General features: G+C 71.7%; 10 protein-coding genes. 1 reads left to right on the forward strand and 9 read right to left on the reverse strand.

The window, feature by feature from the left end; translation table 11 throughout:
• Positions 1 to 372: 372 nt before the first annotated feature.
• From H4687_RS16850 to H4687_RS16865, 4 genes are all read right to left on the reverse strand, one after another.
• On the reverse strand, positions 373 to 4,440 hold the full coding sequence (locus H4687_RS16850; RefSeq protein ID WP_046916662.1) for an Rne/Rng family ribonuclease: 4,068 nt from the start codon (positions 4,438 to 4,440) through the stop codon (positions 373 to 375).
• A 245-nt stretch (positions 4,441 to 4,685) separates the two neighbouring features.
• A complete protein-coding gene (locus H4687_RS16855; RefSeq protein WP_046916661.1) occupies positions 4,686 to 5,510 on the reverse strand; it encodes a TIGR03936 family radical SAM-associated protein in 825 nt (274 codons plus the stop codon).
• Positions 5,511 to 5,558: 48 nt separating this feature from the next.
• Positions 5,559 to 6,782, reverse strand: coding sequence for a hypothetical protein (locus tag H4687_RS16860; RefSeq protein WP_107082362.1), 1,224 nt, complete (start codon positions 6,780 to 6,782; stop codon positions 5,559 to 5,561).
• A 114-nt stretch (positions 6,783 to 6,896) separates the two neighbouring features.
• On the reverse strand, positions 6,897 to 8,195 hold the full coding sequence (locus tag H4687_RS16865) for a glycosyltransferase (RefSeq protein ID WP_225966715.1): 1,299 nt from the start codon (positions 8,193 to 8,195) through the stop codon (positions 6,897 to 6,899).
• A 178-nt stretch (positions 8,196 to 8,373) separates the two neighbouring features.
• On the opposite strand from H4687_RS16865, the gene H4687_RS16870 reads away from it, so the two are divergent.
• The gene (locus H4687_RS16870) at positions 8,374 to 9,963 is read left to right on the forward strand and encodes a collagen-like domain-containing protein (RefSeq protein ID WP_225966716.1); all 1,590 of its coding nucleotides are present in this window, start codon (positions 8,374 to 8,376) and stop codon (positions 9,961 to 9,963) included.
• A 109-nt stretch (positions 9,964 to 10,072) separates the two neighbouring features.
• Here the strand turns inward: H4687_RS16870 and H4687_RS16875 are convergent, their stop codons facing one another.
• The 5 genes from H4687_RS16875 to mreD all read right to left on the reverse strand — a co-directional run bounded on the left by H4687_RS16875 (position 10,073) and on the right by mreD (position 18,191).
• On the reverse strand, positions 10,073 to 12,025 hold the full coding sequence (locus H4687_RS16875) for a TIGR03960 family B12-binding radical SAM protein (protein WP_046916660.1): 1,953 nt from the start codon (positions 12,023 to 12,025) through the stop codon (positions 10,073 to 10,075).
• Between the two features lie 115 nt (positions 12,026 to 12,140).
• Positions 12,141 to 13,670 carry a CYTH and CHAD domain-containing protein gene (locus tag H4687_RS16880; RefSeq protein ID WP_046916659.1) on the reverse strand — a complete coding sequence of 510 codons (1,530 nt, stop codon included), beginning with the start codon at positions 13,668 to 13,670 and terminating at the stop codon, positions 12,141 to 12,143.
• 88 nt (positions 13,671 to 13,758) lie between these two features.
• The gene (gene rodA / locus H4687_RS16885; protein WP_046916658.1) at positions 13,759 to 14,955 is read right to left on the reverse strand and encodes a rod shape-determining protein RodA; all 1,197 of its coding nucleotides are present in this window, start codon (positions 14,953 to 14,955) and stop codon (positions 13,759 to 13,761) included.
• On the reverse strand, positions 14,952 to 17,327 hold the full coding sequence (gene mrdA / locus H4687_RS16890; protein ID WP_046916657.1) for a penicillin-binding protein 2: 2,376 nt from the start codon (positions 17,325 to 17,327) through the stop codon (positions 14,952 to 14,954). Before mrdA ends, rodA begins: the two co-directional genes overlap by 4 nt.
• Positions 17,328 to 17,519: 192 nt before the next feature.
• Positions 17,520 to 18,191, reverse strand: coding sequence for a rod shape-determining protein MreD (gene mreD / locus H4687_RS16895; RefSeq protein ID WP_046916656.1), 672 nt, complete (start codon positions 18,189 to 18,191; stop codon positions 17,520 to 17,522).
• Positions 18,192 to 18,203 lie beyond the last annotated feature (12 nt).

Consider the following 18,203-nt stretch of genomic DNA (forward strand, 5'->3'; position numbering starts at 1 on the left):
CACGGCGCCCGGCGCGCGGAAGGAATGAGGTTTACGGGGATGTGACGCGTCTCTACCTACGGACACGCCGACGGTCAAGGTTACGGGGCCACGCCCGAAGGGGTCAAACCGAGCCCTTCGCCCGCCACGTGACCGACATCTCACCGCCCACCGACGGCCGTTTCCCGGCCGGGGCCGGAGTCCTCGCGCGCCACGCGCACTTCCGTGCCGCACGAGCCGTCCCCGTCCTGCCCCCGACCCCACATCAGCGCGCCCTGTGTGAGGTTGCTCTCCCCGGCCCCGGCGGTGCCTCCACACGCCGGTGCCCCTGCCGGGTGGTGTTCCCACCCGGCAGGGGCACCGGTCGGAGCGGACGGCTTCTCCGCCCGGGGCTCAGCTCTCGTCGGTCGAAGCGGTGACCGTGGACGAGGACTGCTCGGCGGCCACCGTGGTCTTCTTCGTGGCCGTCTTCTTCGCCGTGGCCGCCTTCTTGGCCGTGGCCTTCTTCGCGACCGTCTTCTTGGCCGCCGCCGTCTTCTTGGTGGCGGCCTTCTTCGCCGTCGCCTTCTTGGCCGTCTTCCGCGCCGCCGTCTTCTTGGCGGGCGGCTCGGCCCCGGTCTCCTCGGCGGCCTCGGCGGCCTCCTCGACCGGCGCCTCGGCCGGGGTCACGACCGCGTCCTCGGCGGACACCGACGGAACCACGACCACGGCCGCCTCCGCCGACGCCGTGGGCGCCGTCGCCTTGCGCACGGCACGCCGACGCGGACGGGCCGGAGCCGCGCTCTCGGCGACGGCAGGCTCCTCGGGCCGTGCGGCCTCCTCGGCCACGACCGGCTCGGACACCGTCACCGTCGTCTCGGCAGCGACCGGCTCGGACACCGTCACCACGGTCTCCTCCGCGGCCGCTCCGGCCGGGGCGCCCGCCGGGGCGGTGGCCTTCCGGGTGGCCCGGCGACGCGTACGGCCCCTGGGCGCGGCGTCCTCGGTGCTCACGGCGGCCGGCGTCTCCACGACCGGGTCCTCCACGGCCACGGGCTCCGCCTCGGCGGCCTCCCGCGGCTTCGGGGCACGATCCTCGGAGACGGTGGTGGCCACGGCCTCGCGGGACTTCGGCGCACCGGTGGGCGCGGACGCCCGCCGGGTCGCGCGGCGCCGCGAACGACCACGCCCGACCGCCGCCTCGGCCTCGGCGACGCTGCTGTACAGCTCCTCGTCGGGCTCGAACTCGGGAGCGGGGAGCGCCACGGGCTCGGCGACCTCGGCGGCCACCTCGGCCTCGACCAGCTCGGCCTGCTCCACCGGCTCGACGGCCTCGTGAGCGGACACGTGGTCGTGGTCGTGGTCGTGCTCGGCACCGCCGCGCCCGCGCTTGCGGCGCTTGCCGCCACCGCCGACGGCCGTCGGCTGGTCCATGTGCACGATCACGCCGCGCCCGTTGCAGTGGACGCAGGTCTCGGAGAAGGACTCCAGCAGGCCCTGTCCGACCCGCTTGCGGGTCATCTGGACCAGACCCAGCGAGGTGACCTCGGCGACCTGGTGCTTCGTGCGGTCGCGTCCCAGGCACTCCAGCAGGCGCCGCAGCACCAGGTCCCGGTTGGACTCCAGGACCATGTCGATGAAGTCGATGACCACGATGCCGCCGAGGTCGCGCAGCCGCAGCTGACGCACGATCTCCTCGGCCGCCTCCAGGTTGTTCCTGGTGACCGTCTCCTCCAGGTTGCCGCCCTGGCCGGTGAACTTGCCGGTGTTGACGTCGACCACGATCATGGCCTCGGTCTTGTCGATCACCAGCGAACCACCGCTGGGCAGCCACACCTTGCGGTCCAGCGCCTTCATCAGCTGCTCGTCGATGCGGTACGTCGCGAAGACGTCGACCTCGGAGGTCCACTTCTGCAGACGCTCCGCCAGGTCGGGCGCGACGTGCGAGACGTAGCCGTGGATGGTCTCCCACGCCTCCTCGCCGCTGACGATGACCTTGGAGAAGTCCTCGTTGAAGATGTCGCGGACGACGCGGACGGTCATGTCCGGCTCGCCGTACAGCAGCGTCGGCGCGTTGCCGTTCTTCGCCTTCTTCTGGATGTCCTCCCACTGCGCCTGCAGCCGTTCGACGTCACGGCGCAGCTCGTCCTCGCTCGCGCCCTCGGCGGCGGTGCGCACGATGACGCCCGCGTCCTCGGGGACGATCTTCTTGAGGATGGTCTTCAGCCGGGCCCGCTCGGTGTCGGGCAGCTTGCGGCTGATCCCGGTCATCGACCCCTCGGGGACGTAGACCAGGTAGCGGCCGGGCAGGGAGACCTGGCTGGTCAGGCGCGCGCCCTTGTGGCCGATCGGGTCCTTGGTGACCTGCACGAGCACGGACTGACCGGACTTCAGGGCGGACTCGATACGGCGCGGCCCGTTGGCCATGCCGAGCGCCTCGAAGTTGACCTCACCGGCGTACAGGACGGCGTTGCGGCCCTTGCCGATGTCGATGAAGGCCGCCTCCATCGACGGCAGCACGTTCTGCACCTTGCCGAGGTAGACGTTGCCGACGTACGAGGTCGACTGCTCCTTGTTGACGTAGTGCTCGACGAGCACGTTGTCTTCCAGGACGCCGATCTGGGTGCGCTCGCCGCTCTGGCGGACGACCATGACGCGCTCGACGGCCTCACGCCGGGCGAGGAACTCGGCCTCGGTGATGATCGGGACGCGACGGCGGCCCTGCTCCCGGCCTTCGCGGCGGCGCTGCTTCTTGGCCTCCAGACGGGTCGAGCCCTTGATGGACTGCACCTCGTCGGAGAACTCGGTCTCCTTGGCGCGCCGTTCGCGCGGCTCACGGACCTTGACGACCGTGCGCTCGGGGTCGTCGGGCGTGGCCTCGGCCTCGGTGCCCGAGTCACCGGCGCGACGACGACGGCGACGGCGCCGACGGCTGCTGCTGGAGCCGGAGCCGGAGTCCTCGCGCTCGTCGGCCTCGTCCTCGGCGTCCTCGTCCACCTGCTCGGCGGTGTCCTCGGTGTCCTGCGCGGCCTGCTCGGCGGCGAGTTCGTCACCCTCGGCGTCGTCGGCGTCGGCCGCGTCGCCCCGACGGCGGCGGCGTCCGCCCCGGCGGCGGCGACGACGCGATCCGGTGGACTCCTCCTCGCCGTACTCGTCACCGTCTCCGGCGTCCTCTTCGGGCTCCTCGGCCTCCTCCGGCTCCTCCTCGATCACCACGGCGGCGGCGGGCTGCTCCGCCTCGACGGGCTCGCTCCGACGGCGACGACGGCGGCGCGGGCCGCCGGTGTTCTCCTCCTCGGCGAACCCGCCGAGGTCGGCGGTCTCGACGGTCTCCTCGACCTCCACGGGCTCGACCTCCGCCTCGGCGGCGGCCTGCGCGGCGGCCCGCTCGGGGGTCTGGAACATCGGCTCGGTGAACACCGGCGCCTGGAACACGGCCACGGCGGGCCGGGACGGGCGGGACGGCGCGTCCTCCGCGGCGGGCGGGGGCGGCGCCGAGAATCCGACGGCGGCCTTGCGCGCCGACCGGCGACGGGCCCGACGCGGCCCGCCGTCCTCCGCCTCGGCGGCCGGGGCCTCCTGGACGGCCTGGGCCGGCGCGGTCTCGGCGGCGGGCGCCTCCTGCGGCGCGGCGCTCGGGGCGGCGACGGACTCGGCCGCCTCGGCGGACTCGCCCTCGGGCGCCCCGGCGGGCGTGGTCACCCGGCGAGTCGCACGACGACGTGTACGAGCGGCCGGCGCGGCCTCCTCGACAGCGGCCGGCACCTCGACGGCCGGAACCTCGACCGGGGCAGCGGCCTCGGGCGCGGCGGCACTCTCCTCCGCCACCTGCGGCGCAGCGGTCGGAGCAGTGGCCCGACGGGTCGCACGACGACGCGTACGAGCGGCCGGCGCGGCCTCCTCGACAGCGGCCGGCACCTCGACGGCCGGAACCTCGACCGGGGCAGCGGCCTCGGGCGCGGCGGCGCTCTCCTCCGCCACCTGCGGCGCAGCGGTCGGAGCAGTGGCCCGACGGGTCGCACGACGACGCGTACGAGCGGCCGGCGCGGCCTCCTCGACGGCGGCCGGCGCCTCGGCGGCAACCTCGGTGGTCTCGGCGCTCTCGGCCACGGCGGTGGCGGCAGCCGGCGCCACGGTCTCGACGACCTCGACGGCCTCGGCTTCCTTGGGCGCACCGGCGGGCGCGGAGGCGCGGCGGGTCGCACGACGGCGCGTACGAGCGGGGGGCGCCGCCTCCTCGACGGCCGCTGTCTCGGCGGCTTCCTCGTCCGGCTCGGCGGTCGCGTCGGCGGTCGCGAGATCCTCGGACTCGGCGGCCGGTATGGCCGGCACGGTGCTCTCCGCGGCCGCCTCGGCGCCGGCGGACGGCGGTCCCGCGGGGCGGGACGCGGCGCGGCGGCGACGGCGCGGCGGCAGCGTGTCGCTCGGCGTGTTCTGCTCGGAGCCCTGCGCGGGCTCTGCGGATTCGATCGATTCGGGCATGCGGGCGTTTCTCCCGTCAGGCTCCCGGGCGCCGCACCCGGTCCGGCAGGGCCGGTGACGTCCGCGGCTCGCGTCGTGCGCGACTGCCGCCGTCCGGGGCGCGGGCGCCGCACGGGAGCTCTCTGTGTCCTGTCTCGCCGGTTCCGTACGCCATGTTGCGTACGGCCTGGCGAAAGTCTTGTGGTCGGTGCGCTGCCCGACCCAGGTGGCTCCCGGATCAAAGGGCGACGCTACGACGTCCGTCCCTACGCGGGGCCCACCGGCGCCGACGCCTTCGCGGCGGCAGTGGGTTCGGCCGTTGAGAGGGCCGGCGCTGCCTCGCGGTCGGGCGCGAGCGGGTCGGTCACCGTGCCGGTCTCTTCATCGAAAAGCCCCTGCGCCAGCCTGGTCACCGCAGCGGGGACCGGCGGCGCCAGGTCGGCCACGGCGCGGAGACCGGACAGGACGTCGTCGGGTCGTACGGCAGGCGTCACGTGCCGAACAACCAGCCGCAGTATCGCACAGGGCTGGTCCGTCGGCCTATCAGCCTGTGGACCGGGCGTCTCAGAACCGTCGGCTCCGTCGCTTCCGTCCCGTCCGTCACGACCGGTGAGGTCGACGACGGCGGCCCTGGCGTCGAAGGTCCGCAGACCGTTCTTGGTCCTGCGCTGGACCTCGACGAGGTCCGCCGCCGTGAAGGCCTCGGCCGCGCGCGCGGCGTCCGCCGGGTCCACGCCGTCGAGGCGCAGTTCCCACACGGAGGCCGTGAGCCGGTCGGCGAGCCCGGAGGTCCGGGCCTCGACCGCGTCCACGATGTCGAGCCCGGTGGGCAGCGACTCGTCGAGGAGCATCCTGAGCTTTTCCGGGTCGCGCGCGTCGGTGAGCGCGATCTCCAGGTACTCCGCCTCACTGCCCGTGCCGGTGGGTGCGGCATTGGCGTACGACACCTTCGGATGCGGCGTGAACCCCGCCGAGTACGCCATGGGCACCTCGGCACGGCGCAGCGCACGCTCGAAGGCGCGCTGGAAGTCACGGTGGCTGGTGAACCGGAGGCGGCCGCGCTTGGTGTAACGCAGTCGGATGCGCTGCACCGCGGGTGCGGGCGGCGGGCCTTCGGGCTGTCGCTTGCCCAGTGTCGTTCAGTCCTTCGTGAGAGCGGTCGTACTTCTACCAAGAGTACGTGCCCCGGCGGCCGCCGGTTCCCGCCCGGGGACGGGCTTCGGCTCCGCCGGCCGCCCGAGGAGTGCCGAGCGCACGGCGGCGCGGGCCTGGCGGGCGGACTCGCGGGCGGTGGCCCAGGCCTGCCGCGAGGCACTGCCCACAGCGCGAGCGGCCGCCGTGGCCGGCTTCCACACGGCGTCCCGCACGACATGGCCGGCGGGTGTGAGCACGGTCCGGTACAGCCACCGCGCCGGGTCGACGAGGAGCCACCGGACGAAACCGGCCAGGAACCGCCCCACGGCGCGCGAGAGGCGCCCGGCCACGCGCCAGGCGTGTCCGAGGGCGTCCCCCAGCTCCCGGCCCACGACGGCGAGCATCCGCCCGACCGGTACCAGCACCCACCGCCACACGGCGAGCGCGGGCACCACGAGCAGCACGCGTGCCGTCCAGGAGAACCCGAGCCAGATCCCGGTGAAGACCATCCGCATGAGCCACCCGGCGCCCCGGGCCGCCCACGCCATCGCGTGTCCCACGGGGGTCAGCGCATACCGGTACACCCACACCGCCGGCACGACGAGGAGGTACCGCGCCAGCCAGGCCAGGGCCGTGAACAGCGCGACCGCGACGGCGACGGTCCCGGCCCCGATTCCCCTGGCCAGCCACGCGATGCCCCGCCCGAACGGCGCCAGCGTCCACCGGTACAGCCACCCGAGCCCCGCCCGGAGCCCACCGGCCAGCAGGACGACCGCGCCCCACGTCCCGGCGAACGCCCAGGCGACCGCATGCCCCACGGGCGTCAGCGCATACCGGTACACCCATACCGCCGGCACGACCAGCAGCCGGTGCCCGAGCCACCCGAGCCCCTGGGCGGCCGGCACGACGGCGTAGCGCCACAGCGCCACCCACGGCCGGACGAGGACGGCCCTGGCGACCCACAGCGACGCCCGCCCCAACGGCCGCCCCACGGCGTCCCTCAGGAACCGGCCGACCACCACGAGCACGTCCCACACCATCCGCACCGGCACGACGAGGACGAGCACGACGATCCGCACGGGAATCCGGATCGCGGCCGTGAGGCATCCCTCGGGCGCCTGCTGTCGCTCGGGCGCCTGGTGTCCCTCGGGCGGGCGCTGCCGCTCGGGCGGGCGCGCCGCCGGAGGCTCGGCCGACGGCCGGACAGGGGGCCTCTTCTCCAGGTCCATGACGACGTAGACGCCTCAGCGGCCCGTACGGATGCGACTACGCGGCTGCACCTTCCACGCCGTTCGCACGCGTGTCCCCACGCCCGTGCCCGGGTGGATCGGCCGAAAAGGCCGCTACCGCCTGCGCCCGGAAGCCCCCGCTGACTTGTCGGACTCGGCGGGCTTGGCGGACTCGGCGGGCTTGGCGGACTCGGCGGACTCGGCGGGCTTGGCGGACTCGGCCGACCCGCCGGCCCGGGGGGCCTCGGGGCGGCGCACCACGGCGGACAGTTGCCCCCGGGAGGCGTGGGGGGCGGAGAACTCCCGGTTGCTCTCCACCTGGCGGCGGACGTGCTCGGGCAGGTCCCGCATGGCCAGCAGACGGTCGCACGCCCGCAGGGCCCCGGCGTGGTCACCCACCCAGTGGGCATCGATGGAGAACTCGAACAGCAGGCCCCAGCGGTAGACCCAGGGCCTGGTGAAGAGGAGGTCGTCCGGGGCGGGCCGGTCGACGACGTCGACGAGGAGGGCGTACGCCGTGTGGTAGCGGCGGCGCAGCCGCAGCCGGGAGGCCAACTCGTAACAGGCCTCCAGCCGCTCGGGGCGTGCCTCCCAGGCCCGCGAGAGCGCGTCCATGGCTCCCGGCCAGTCCTCCTCCTTCTCCGCTCGGAGAAGGCCCGCTTCGAGCAGCGAGCAGTACACCTCCTCGCCCCAGCCGCCCATCTCCGCGCGCCGCTCGTACAGGGCGATCGCCTCGCGCGCGTGGCCCAGGTCGCGTTCGGTGTTGGCGAGGTAGAAGACGGTGCGGGGGTTGGTGGGGTCGCGGTCGAGTTCGCGCCTGAGCAGACGCGCGTCGCGCTCGAACTTGTCGCCGCGGCAGCCGCCGTCGGCATGGTCCTCGATGACGATCGCGTCCAGGTTCTCCTGGACGTCGGGCCCGTCGGTGCACGGGTACTCGTGGGTGACGCCCTCGTAGCGCCACAGCCGGTCCCCCCGCATCAGGTGCTTGAAGCGGTGCTGGGTGCCCGGGGTGTCGTAGCGCAGCATGTACGAGGTGGCCGTCAGCCGGGGCAGTGGCGCGTCCTGGCGCAGTACGTGGTCGGCGTCGATGGTGAGCAGGAAGTCGGCTCTGCCCCGGGCGTGTTGGATGTTCCGCGTCCGGTTGTGCCCGAAGTCGACCCACGGGTCCTGGTGGAGTTCGCCCGGGATGCCCTCCAGCGCCTCGCGGATCAGGTCCTGCGTACCGTCCGTCGAGCCGGTGTCGGAGATGACCCAGGTGTCGATCAGGGGGCGCACGGAGGCGAGGCAGCGCTCGATCACCCGGGCCTCGTTCTTGACGATCATGCAGAGGCAGATGGTCTGCGGCTTCACGGCCTCACCGGTCCCGGGGACGTTGGAACGCTGCCCGAGCGGCTGCGCGACATACCTCCTCATATCTCACAAACGACTGCCGACGCCGTCGAATTAGCCCACCCGGGACGCCCGGTTACGCCGACTTGATGATCTACGTCCCCGTCCGGTCCAGCGCGCTGGTCGGCTCGGTGGACAGGGGTGAGGCTCACGATCGAGTGAGGGGAAAAGCCCCAAACCGGTTGAAACAAGGAGCACATAGATGAGTCCTGAGCGCAGGACGATCTCGCTGATAGGCCCGCTGGCTCGCGACAGGATCACCAAGGTCAGCACCTTTGCCTCGCTCGCGCTGGTGGTGACAGCCGGTCTGGCCGCCCCCGCCGTCGCGACCACACGCAGCATGTCCGACCACTCCACCCTGACGAGGGCCGACGACGAGGAGTGCCCTCCCTCCGAGGATCACGGCCAGCACCACGACGAGCACGGCGGGCAGCAGGCCGACCACGACGATTCGTCGCCCGACTGGCACGACGAGGGGGACCGCGACCGCACCGCGGCCCTCGGTGGCAACGACGACCACTGCGAGGAAGGTCCCGACGGTCCCACCGGCCCGACCGGCCCTCCAGGAGCGACCGGCGCCACGGGCCCCAGAGGCGAGACCGGCCCCCAAGGCGACACCGGCCCCCAAGGGGAGACCGGCCCCCAGGGCGACACCGGCGAGGCCGGCGCCACGGGTCCGACCGGACCCACCGGCGCGGACGGCATCACGGGTCCGACCGGACCGACGGGCGCCGACGGCATCGCCGGCCCGACCGGACCCACAGGCGCCGACGGCATCGCCGGCCCGACCGGACCCACAGGCGCCGACGGCATCGCCGGCCCGACCGGACCCACAGGCGCCGACGGCATCGCCGGCCCGACCGGACCCACAGGCGCCGACGGCATCGCCGGCCCGACCGGACCCACAGGCGCCGACGGCATCGCCGGCCCGACCGGACCCACCGGGCCCGCGGGCGGTGTCACCGGAGCCACGGGCGCGACCGGGGCGACCGGACCCGCCGGCCCCTGCTCCGACATCGACGCGGTGCAGGACTCGAAGAAGCTCGAGTTCCGGGTCGTACTGACCGAGGGACGGGTCTTCGCGGGCATCCGCGACCTGACGGGCGCGACCGCCCACCCCTTCCTGTGGACCGACCTCAGCACCCACCCCAACTTCCCCTCGGGCGGCCGTGATTCACAGGGCCGCGACGTCGGCTACGCCTGCGGCGTCTCCGTCAACACCCACTCCTACACCGGCCACGGGCAGAAGGAGACGGGCACGGACACCGGGCAGGACCACGGTCAGAGCACGGGACACAGCCAAAGCGCGGAGCACAGTCAGAGCACCGGGCACAGCCAGAGCACGGGCCAGAGCCAGGACCACGCCCAGAACACGGGCCAAGGGCAGAGCCAGGGCCAAGGGCAGGGCCAGGGCCAAGGGCAGGGGCAGGGGCAGGGCCAGGGTCAGTACCAGGGCCAGAGCCAGAGCGAGAGCCAGAGCCAGAGCCAGAGCCAAGGTCACACCCAGAGCACCGGCACGAACGGCTCCGGGCAGGACCACGGCGAGGGCAAGGGTCAGAACAAGGGCGACCACACGAGCGCCGACAAGGGCCTCGTCAAGTTCAACCTCGTCACCACCGTGGGCCAGATCTGGGAGACCACCTGCGTGCCGGTCGACACCACGCCGCACGCCACCCTGAACTGCGACGACGCCCAGGGCAACCCGCGCCCCTGGTACAGGGTCGAACTCCAGCCCGCGGACAGCATCATCAACGGCGGCTCCACCGTCACACCCCGCGTGACCGGCCGGTAAGCAGCACACGAACAGGGGTGCCCGGAGGTCGGCCGACCCGACCCTCCGGACACCCCTCACGATCCAGCTCCCTCACGCCATGACCGTTCCACGTCCATGACCGTGAGGTTCAGTGGCTGTGCTGCCCGCTCCCCACCGGCTGCTTGACCGACAGCGGCAGCAGCTTCTTCCCCGTCGGGCCGATCTGGATGGAGGTGTCCATCTGCGGACACACCCCACAATCGAAGCACGGGGTCCAGCGGCAGTCCTCGACCTCGGTCTCGTCGAGGGCGTCCTGCCAGTCCTCCCAGAGCCAGTCCTTGTCGAGGCCGGAGTCCAGGTGGTCCCAGGGGAGGACCTCCTCGTAGGTGCGCTCGCGGGTGGTGTACCAGTCGACGTCGACGCCGAAGGCCGGGAGGGTCTTGTCGGCGCAGGCCATCCAGCGGTCGTAGGAGAAGTGCTCGCGCCAGCCGTCGAAGCGGCCGCCGTCCTCGTAGACGGCGCGGATGACGGCGCCGATGCGGCGGTCGCCGCGGGACAGCAGGCCCTCGACGATGCCGGGCTTGCCGTCGTGATAGCGGAAGCCGATGGAGCGGCCGTACTTCTTGTCGCCGCGGATCTTGTCGCGGAGCTTTTCGAGACGGGCGTCCGTCTCCTCCGCGGAGAGCTGCGGAGCCCACTGGAACGGCGTGTGGGGCTTCGGGACGAATCCGCCGATCGACACGGTGCAGCGGATGTCGTTCTGGCCGGAGACCTTGCGGCCCTCGGCGATCACCTTCATCGCCATGTCGGCGATCTGGAGGACGTCCTCGTCCGTCTCCGTCGGCAGGCCGCACATGAAGTACAGCTTCACCTGGCGCCAGCCGTTGCCGTACGCGGTGGAGACGGTCCGGATCAGGTCCTCCTCCGAGACCATCTTGTTGATGACCTTGCGCATGCGCTCGGAGCCGCCCTCGGGCGCGAAGGTGAGGCCGGAGCGACGGCCGTTGCGGGTCAGTTCGTTCGCCAGGTCGACGTTGAAGGCGTCCACGCGGGTCGAGGGGAGGGACAGACCGATCTTGTCCTCCTCGTACCGGTCCGCGAGGCCCTTGGCGATGTCGCCGATCTCGCTGTGGTCGGCGGAGGAGAGGGAGAGGAGGCCGACCTCCTCGAAGCCCGTCGCCTTGAGGCCCTTCTCGACCATCTCGCCGATGCCCGTGATGGAACGCTCACGGACCGGGCGAGTGATCATGCCCGCCTGGCAGAAGCGGCAGCCACGGGTGCAACCGCGGAAGATCTCCACCGACATGCGCTCGTGGACCGTCTCGGCGAGCGGGACCAGGGGCTGCTTGGGGTAGGGCCACTCGTCCAGGTCCATGACGGTGTGCTTGGACACCCGCCACGGGACACCGGACCTGTTCGGTACGACGCGGCCGATGCGGCCGTCGGGGAGGTACTCCACGTCGTAGAACGCCGGGATGTACACCGATCCGGTCTTGGCGAGGCGGAAGAGGACCTCCTCGCGACCACCGGGCCGGCCCTCCGCCTTCCAGGCGCGGATGATCTCGGTCATGTCGAGCACGGCCTGCTCGCCGTCGCCGATGATCGCCGCGTCGATGAAGTCGGCGATCGGCTCGGGGTTGAAGGCCGCGTGGCCGCCGGCCAGCACGATCGGGTCGTCGAGCGTGCGGTTCCTGGACTCCAGGGGGATCCCGGCCAGGTCCAGCGCGGTCAGCATGTTGGTGTAGCCCAGCTCCGTGGAGAAGGACAGACCGAACACGTCGAAGGCCTTCACCGGGCGGTGGCTGTCGACGGTGAACTGCGGGACGCCGTGCTCCCGCATCAGCGCCTCCAGGTCCGGCCAGACGCTGTACGTGCGCTCGGCCAGGACGCCCTCGCGCTCGTTCAGCACCTCGTAGAGGATCATGACGCCCTGGTTGGGCAGACCGACCTCGTACGCGTCCGGGTACATGAGCGCCCAGCGGACGTCGCTGGACTCCCAGGGCTTGACGGTGGAGTTGAGCTCACCGCCCACGTACTGGATCGGCTTCTGCACATGCGGCAGCAGGGCCTCGAGCTGTGGGAAGACCGACTCGACAGACATCGCGGGGGTTACCTTCGTGAGCGGACGGGGGGTGACCATCTAGCGTAACGCCCCCGGAGACACCCCTCGCACGCCCGTTTACCGGTGGACCGGCGGACGGCCGGTGCGCCCGACCTCAGAACGACATGTCCGCGCTGACCTTCGCCCACGTCTCCGGCAGCGCCTCCTCCGCCAGCTCCGCCCGCCGTTCCTCCCTGCCGTACAGCAGTCCGTACGTGAAGGCGCTCTCCCCCGGTGCCGCGTGGGCCTGGTGGGCGAGGTCGCGCAGGACCTCGCGGGCCATCACGCTGTCCTGGTGGTCGCCGAGGAGGCTCTGCAGGGACTTCATGTCCTTGACGAGTGCCTTGGCCGGCTTGCCCAGCAGGGGGTGTGCCGCTTCGGCCGCGTACCGGGTGCGCTTGGTCTTCTTGCGGGCCTCGTGCATGGCGAGGTCGCGGTCCGCGCCGGACGGCTGTGCCAGGGCCTCCTCCACCAGGGCCGCCACCTTGGCGAAGTCCTTCCTGACCGCCTTGGTGATCACCTTCTCGGGATCGCCCTCGGCGGCCGCGAGCAGCGGCGGGTCCGCGATCACGGCGTCGACGGACTCCAGCAGCTCCAGATACCGCTCTCCGTCCAGTGCCTCGATCAGTTCGCTCCGGGGGCCGGTACCGCCGTCCTTCCGCGACCAGGCGCGCAGCCGTGCGTGGACCGGGCCCGTCACCAGGCTCTCGGGGAGGCCGTCCAGCGCCTCGGTGAGCCGTTCCGTCAGAACCTCGTGGTCTCGGTCGACGCCCAGCTCCCCCGCGAGCCACTTCAGCTCCTCGCCGATCGGGTCCGTGACGGTCCGGTCAAGCACCTTCCCGAACGATTTGAAGGTGCTGCGCAGTCGGCGGGTGGCGACCCGCATGCTGTGGACGGAGTCGAAGACGTCCCGGCGGACGGCGGGATCGAGCTCGACGATCGCGTCACGCTGGGCGCGGACGTAGGCGAGAACATGATCCCCGGGGGTGACGGGCTCGCCCGGAGCCGCCGCCCCAGCCTTCTTCCGGTTCTTCTTTCCGCCCTTCTTCGGTGCCGTCTCCTTCAGTGCCCTGGCCAGTTTCGAGGGCGAGTCCGAAGGCCGTACACCGGCCTTGCGCAGCTTCTTGTCGACCTTGTCGAGGAAGGCGGGGTCGCCGTCGTCGGCGAGTTCCACCTCGATCTCGGACCACTGGGAGGTCCGGCCGTCCTCGGTGAGCCGCTCGGCGACCACGGCGTCGACGCTGACCTCGGCGAGGAGGGCGCCGTTCGCGTCGAGGAGTTCACTGACGTCGCGTGTGGAGAGGAGGCGGACCAGCGGGACCAGTTCGGCTCCCCTGACCCGGGAGCGCACGAGTCCCTTGAGTTCGTGCGGCAGCGTGTCGGACAGCGGGGCCCGGATCTCGTCCCGTACACCCGCCGAGACGGGGAGCTTCAGATGCCAGCCGGCGTCGCTGCCTCCCGTGCGGCGGCGCAGGGTGATGGAGGCGGCGGCCAGGCGTTCGTCGGGGGTGTCGTAGTAGACGGCGTCCAGCTCCGCCACACCCTTGTCCATGACGGTCGCGACCCCGGCCACTCCGGTGAGATCGGGCAGGCCGCTCTCGTCGGACTCGTACTTCCGCTCGATCTCACGCTTGATGTCCGCCATGAAATGAATCTAGTCCTGCTTCAGGCAAAGGGGCAGACCACCGTGCTCCGGCAGGAGCGCGGAAGCCCGCCCCGGGGCGGCGCGAGCCCTAGGCGGACATCGGCCGCTCCACCCGGATGGACTGCAGCAGTCCCACCGCCACCCACACCGCGAACATCGACGATCCGCCGTACGACACGAAGGGCAGGGGCAGTCCCGCCACCGGCATGATGCCGAGGGTCATTCCGATGTTCTCGAAGGCCTGGAAGGCGAACCAGGCGATGATGCCGCCGGCGACGATCGTGCCGTACAGCTCGGTGGTCTCGCGGGCGATGCGGCACGCACGCCACAGGACGACACCGAGCAGCAGGATGATCAGTCCGGCGCCCACGAACCCCAGTTCCTCCCCCGCCACGGTGAAGACGAAGTCGGTCTGCTGCTCGGGCACGAACTGTCCGGTGGTCTGCGAGCCCTTGAACAGCCCGGTGCCGAGCAGTCCGCCGGAGCCGATGGCGATGCGGGCCTGGTTGGTGTTGTAGCCGACGCCGGCCGGGTCGAGTTCGGGGTTGGCGAAGGCGGCGAAGCGGTTGATCTGGTACTCGTCGAGCACGCCGAGCTGCCAGACGGCGATCGCGCCCATCGCGCCCGTGCCGATGAGGCCGAGGACCCACCGGTTGGACGCGCCGGAGGTGAGCAGGACGCCCAGCAGGATGACCACCATGACCATGACCGAGCCGAGGTCGGGCATCAGCAGGACGATCAGTATCGGCACGGCGGCGAGGCCGAGGGCCTGCACGACCGTGCGGTGGTCGGGGTGGGCCTTGTCGCCCGCGTCCACCCGGGCCGCCAGCAGCATCGCCATGCCCAGGATGATCGTGATCTTCACGAACTCGGAGGGCTGGAGCGAGAAGCCACCGCCGATGACGATCCAGGCGTGGGCGCCGTTGATCGTCGCGCCCAGCGGGGTCAACACCAGCAGGATCAGCAGGAGCGAGATGCCGTACAGGATCGGGACGGCCGTGCGCAGGGTGCGGTGTCCCAGCCAGACCGTGCCGATCATCAGGGCGAAGCCGATGCCGGTGTTGAGCAGGTGCCGGAAAAGGAAGTAGTACGGGTCGCCCTGGTTGAGTTCGGTGCGGTTGCGGGTGGCCGAGTAGACGAGGGCGGCGCCGATCAGGGAGAGCGCGATGGCCGAGAACAGTATCGGCCAGTCGAGCCGGCGGGCGAGCGAGTCACGGGCGAACAGCCGGGTCCACCCGGAGCGCTCGGGCCCGTACCCGGAGACGGAGAAGCTGTTGCCGGTCATACGGACCTCCTCCGCGTGAGCGCTCCGCCGGGGGTGCCGGGATACGCCGTCGTCGGTCGGCTTCGACGTCGTCGTGGCTGGTCGCACGGTTCCCCGCGCCCCTTCGGGGCGCGCCCGCAGCCGGTACGCCGTCGCGCCGCCCGGTTGCCGCTGCCGCCGCGCGTGCTCACGATCGCCGGCGGGCCGTCGAAGGACACGGGCTGGGCGAGCGGCCCGGCGGCGACGGTCTGGGTGCCGTCCTCCGCGGCGTCCTTCTCGGTCTTCTTCGGCGGGTAGGTGCCGATCTTCGGGCTGTCGATGGAGCCGTCGGACTCGATCTTCGGCAGGCCCTTCTGCGGGGTGGGCAGCAGCGCCTTCCTCTTGTCGATCTTGCCGTCCTCGGAGACGCCGTACAGCGCGTTGTACAGCTTGCGCACGGCGGGGGCCGAGGCGCCGGAGCCCGTACCACCCTGGGAGATCGTCATGACGATCGAGTAGTCCTTGGTGTAGGTGGCGAACCAGGACGTCGTCTGCTTGCCGTAGACCTCGGCCGTACCGGTCTTGGCGTGCATGGGGATCTTGTCCTGCGGCCAGCCCTGGAAGCGCCAGGCTGCCGTACCGCGGGTCGCGACTCCTTCGAGGGCTTCGTCTATCTCGTCGTGGGTCTTCTTCGTCATCGGCAGCTTGCCGTGCGACTTGGGGGCGATCTCCTGCACACGCTTGCCGTCGGCGCTGATGACGGCCTTGCCGACGGTGGGGTCGTAGAGGGTGCCGCCGTTGGAGATGGCCGCGTAGATGGTGGCCATCTGGATGGGGGTGACGAGGGTGTCGCCCTGGCCGATGGAGTAGTTGACGGAGTCACCGGCGCGCATGCGGTTGCCTTCGAGGCAGTTCTCGTACGCGATCTGCTCGGCGTACGTGCCGCCCTTCTTGCCGTACTTGCACCAGGCGTCCTTGTTGGCCTTCCAGTAGTCCAGCTTCCACTTGCGGTCCGGGATGCGGCCGGTGACCTCGTTGGGCAGGTCGATGCCGGTCTCGGCGCCGAGGCCGAACTGGTGGGCGGTCTTGTAGAACCAGTTGTTGGCGCCCTTCTTGGGCTTGATGCCTCCGTCGCGCTTCCACTCCTCGTGGGCGAGGCGGTAGAAGACGGTGTCGCAGGACACCTCAAGCGCCTTGCCGAGGCTGATTCCGCCGTGGCTCTGGGACTCGAAGTTCTTGAAGACCTGGCCGCCGATCGAGTACGAACTGGAGCATTCGTAGGGGCCGTTGAAGGAGTAGCCGGCGTTGACCGCGGCGGCGGTCGGGACCACCTTGAAGATGGAGCCGGGGGCCGACTGGCCCTGGATCGCGCGGTTCAGCAGGGGGTAGTTGGACTTCTTGCCGGTGAGTCTGGCGTAGTCCTTGGCGGAGATGCCCCCGACCCAGGCGTTGGGGTCGTAGTCCGGGTTGGAGGCCATGGCGACGACGCGGCCGGTCTTGGCCTCCATCACGACGACGGCGCCGGAGTCGGCCTTGTAGTTCGTGCCCGTGTTGCGGTCGTTCTGCTTGCGGGCTTCCTTCATCGCCTCGTTGAGTTCGTACTCGGCGATGCGCTGCACGCGGGCGTCGACGCTGGTGACCAGGTTGGCACCGGGCTGGGCGGGGTCGGCCTCGGCCTCACCGATGACGCGGCCGAGGTTGTCGACCTCGTAGCGGGTGACGCCGGCCTTGCCGCGCAGCTCCTTGTCGTACTGGCGCTCCAGGCCGGAGCGGCCGACCTGGTCGGAGCGCAGGTACGGCGAGTCGGTGTCCTGGGCCTTGGTGATCTCCTCGTCGGTGACCGGCGAGAGGTAGCCGAGGACCTGCGAGGTCTTGGAGCCGCCGGGGCTGGCGTACCGGCGGACGGCCTGGGGCTCGGCGGTGATGCCGGGGAAGTCCTCGGAGCGCTCGCGGATCTGCAGGGCCTGCTTGGCGGTGGCCTCGTCGGTGATGGGGATGGGCTGGTAGGGCGAGCCGTTCCAGCAGGGCTGGGGGGTCTCGGAGTCGCAGAGGCGGACCTTGTCCATGACGTCCTGGGGCTTCATGTCCAGGACACCGGCGAGCTTGGTGAGGACGGCCTTGCCGTCGTCGTCCATCTTCAGCAGGTCGGTGCGGGAGGCGGAGACGACCAGCCGGGTCTCGTTGTCGGCGATGGGCACTCCGCGGGCGTCCAGGATCGAGCCGCGCACGGCGGGCTGGACGACCTGCTGGACGTGGTTGCCGGAGGCCTCCTTGGCGTAGGCGTCGCCTTCACGGATCTGCAGGTACCAGAGGCGGCCGCCGAGGGTGCCGAGGAGGGAGAAGACGAGGATCTGGATGATGACGAGCCGGATCTGGACCCGTGGGGTCCGCCCGGTCTCCGGGATGTTGGTCACTGCCTGTCTCCCCCTCTCAGCGCGCGGACAGGTGGTGCGCGAACGGATGCAGCGCGAACGGATGCTGCTCGTACGAATGCTGCTTGTACGGATGCCGCCCGTACGGGTGGTGCGCGTGGTGCCGGTACATGGGGTACACCGCTCGGCGGTGATCGGTTCCCTCGTCCGTCCCGGGTGCCGGGTGCCCTGCCGTCACAGCCGCTTGACCCCCTTGATGCGCCCCGCCCTGGCCGCCCGTGAGCGCGCGGCCTTCATCCGCAGTCCTCCGCGCTGGCTGCCGATACGCAGTCCGGTGCCGGAGGAGAGCCAGCCGGAGGCGACGTCGGAGGTCTTGGCGGCGCCGCCCGTCTCGGCGAGCGGGTTGTTGTCGGCGCGGCGGGCGAGCGCCATGACGCCGGGCACGACGAACGGTGCGAGCAGCAGGTCGTAGAGCGCGGCGGTGAACAGCAGGCTGGACAGCCCGACATGGCGGGCCGCGTCGTCGCCGACGAGGGCGCCGACACCGGCGTACAGCAGGGTCGCGCCGAGGGCGGCCACGACGACCACGGCCATGGGGCCGGTCGCCGACTTCAGACGGCCCGTCTCGGGCTTCGCCAGGCCGGCGAGGTAGCCGATGACGCAGAGGACGAGGGCGTACCGCCCGGCCGCGTGGTCGGCGGGTGGCGCGAGGTCGGACAGCAGCCCGGCGCCGAAGCCGATGAGGGCGCCGCCGACATGGCCGTAGACCAGGGCGAGGCCGAGCACGGTGAGGAGCACCAGGTCCGGTACGGCGCCCGGGAGATGGAGTCTGGCGAGGACGCTCACCTGGATCACCAGGGCGACGATCACCAGGGTGGTGGAGAGCAGCATCCGGTTGAAGCGCATCAGGGGGTCAGC

Origin of the sequence: Streptomyces stelliscabiei (assembly GCF_014873495.1) — a bacterium.
In the GTDB taxonomy this organism is placed as follows: domain Bacteria; phylum Actinomycetota; class Actinomycetes; order Streptomycetales; family Streptomycetaceae; genus Streptomyces; species Streptomyces bottropensis.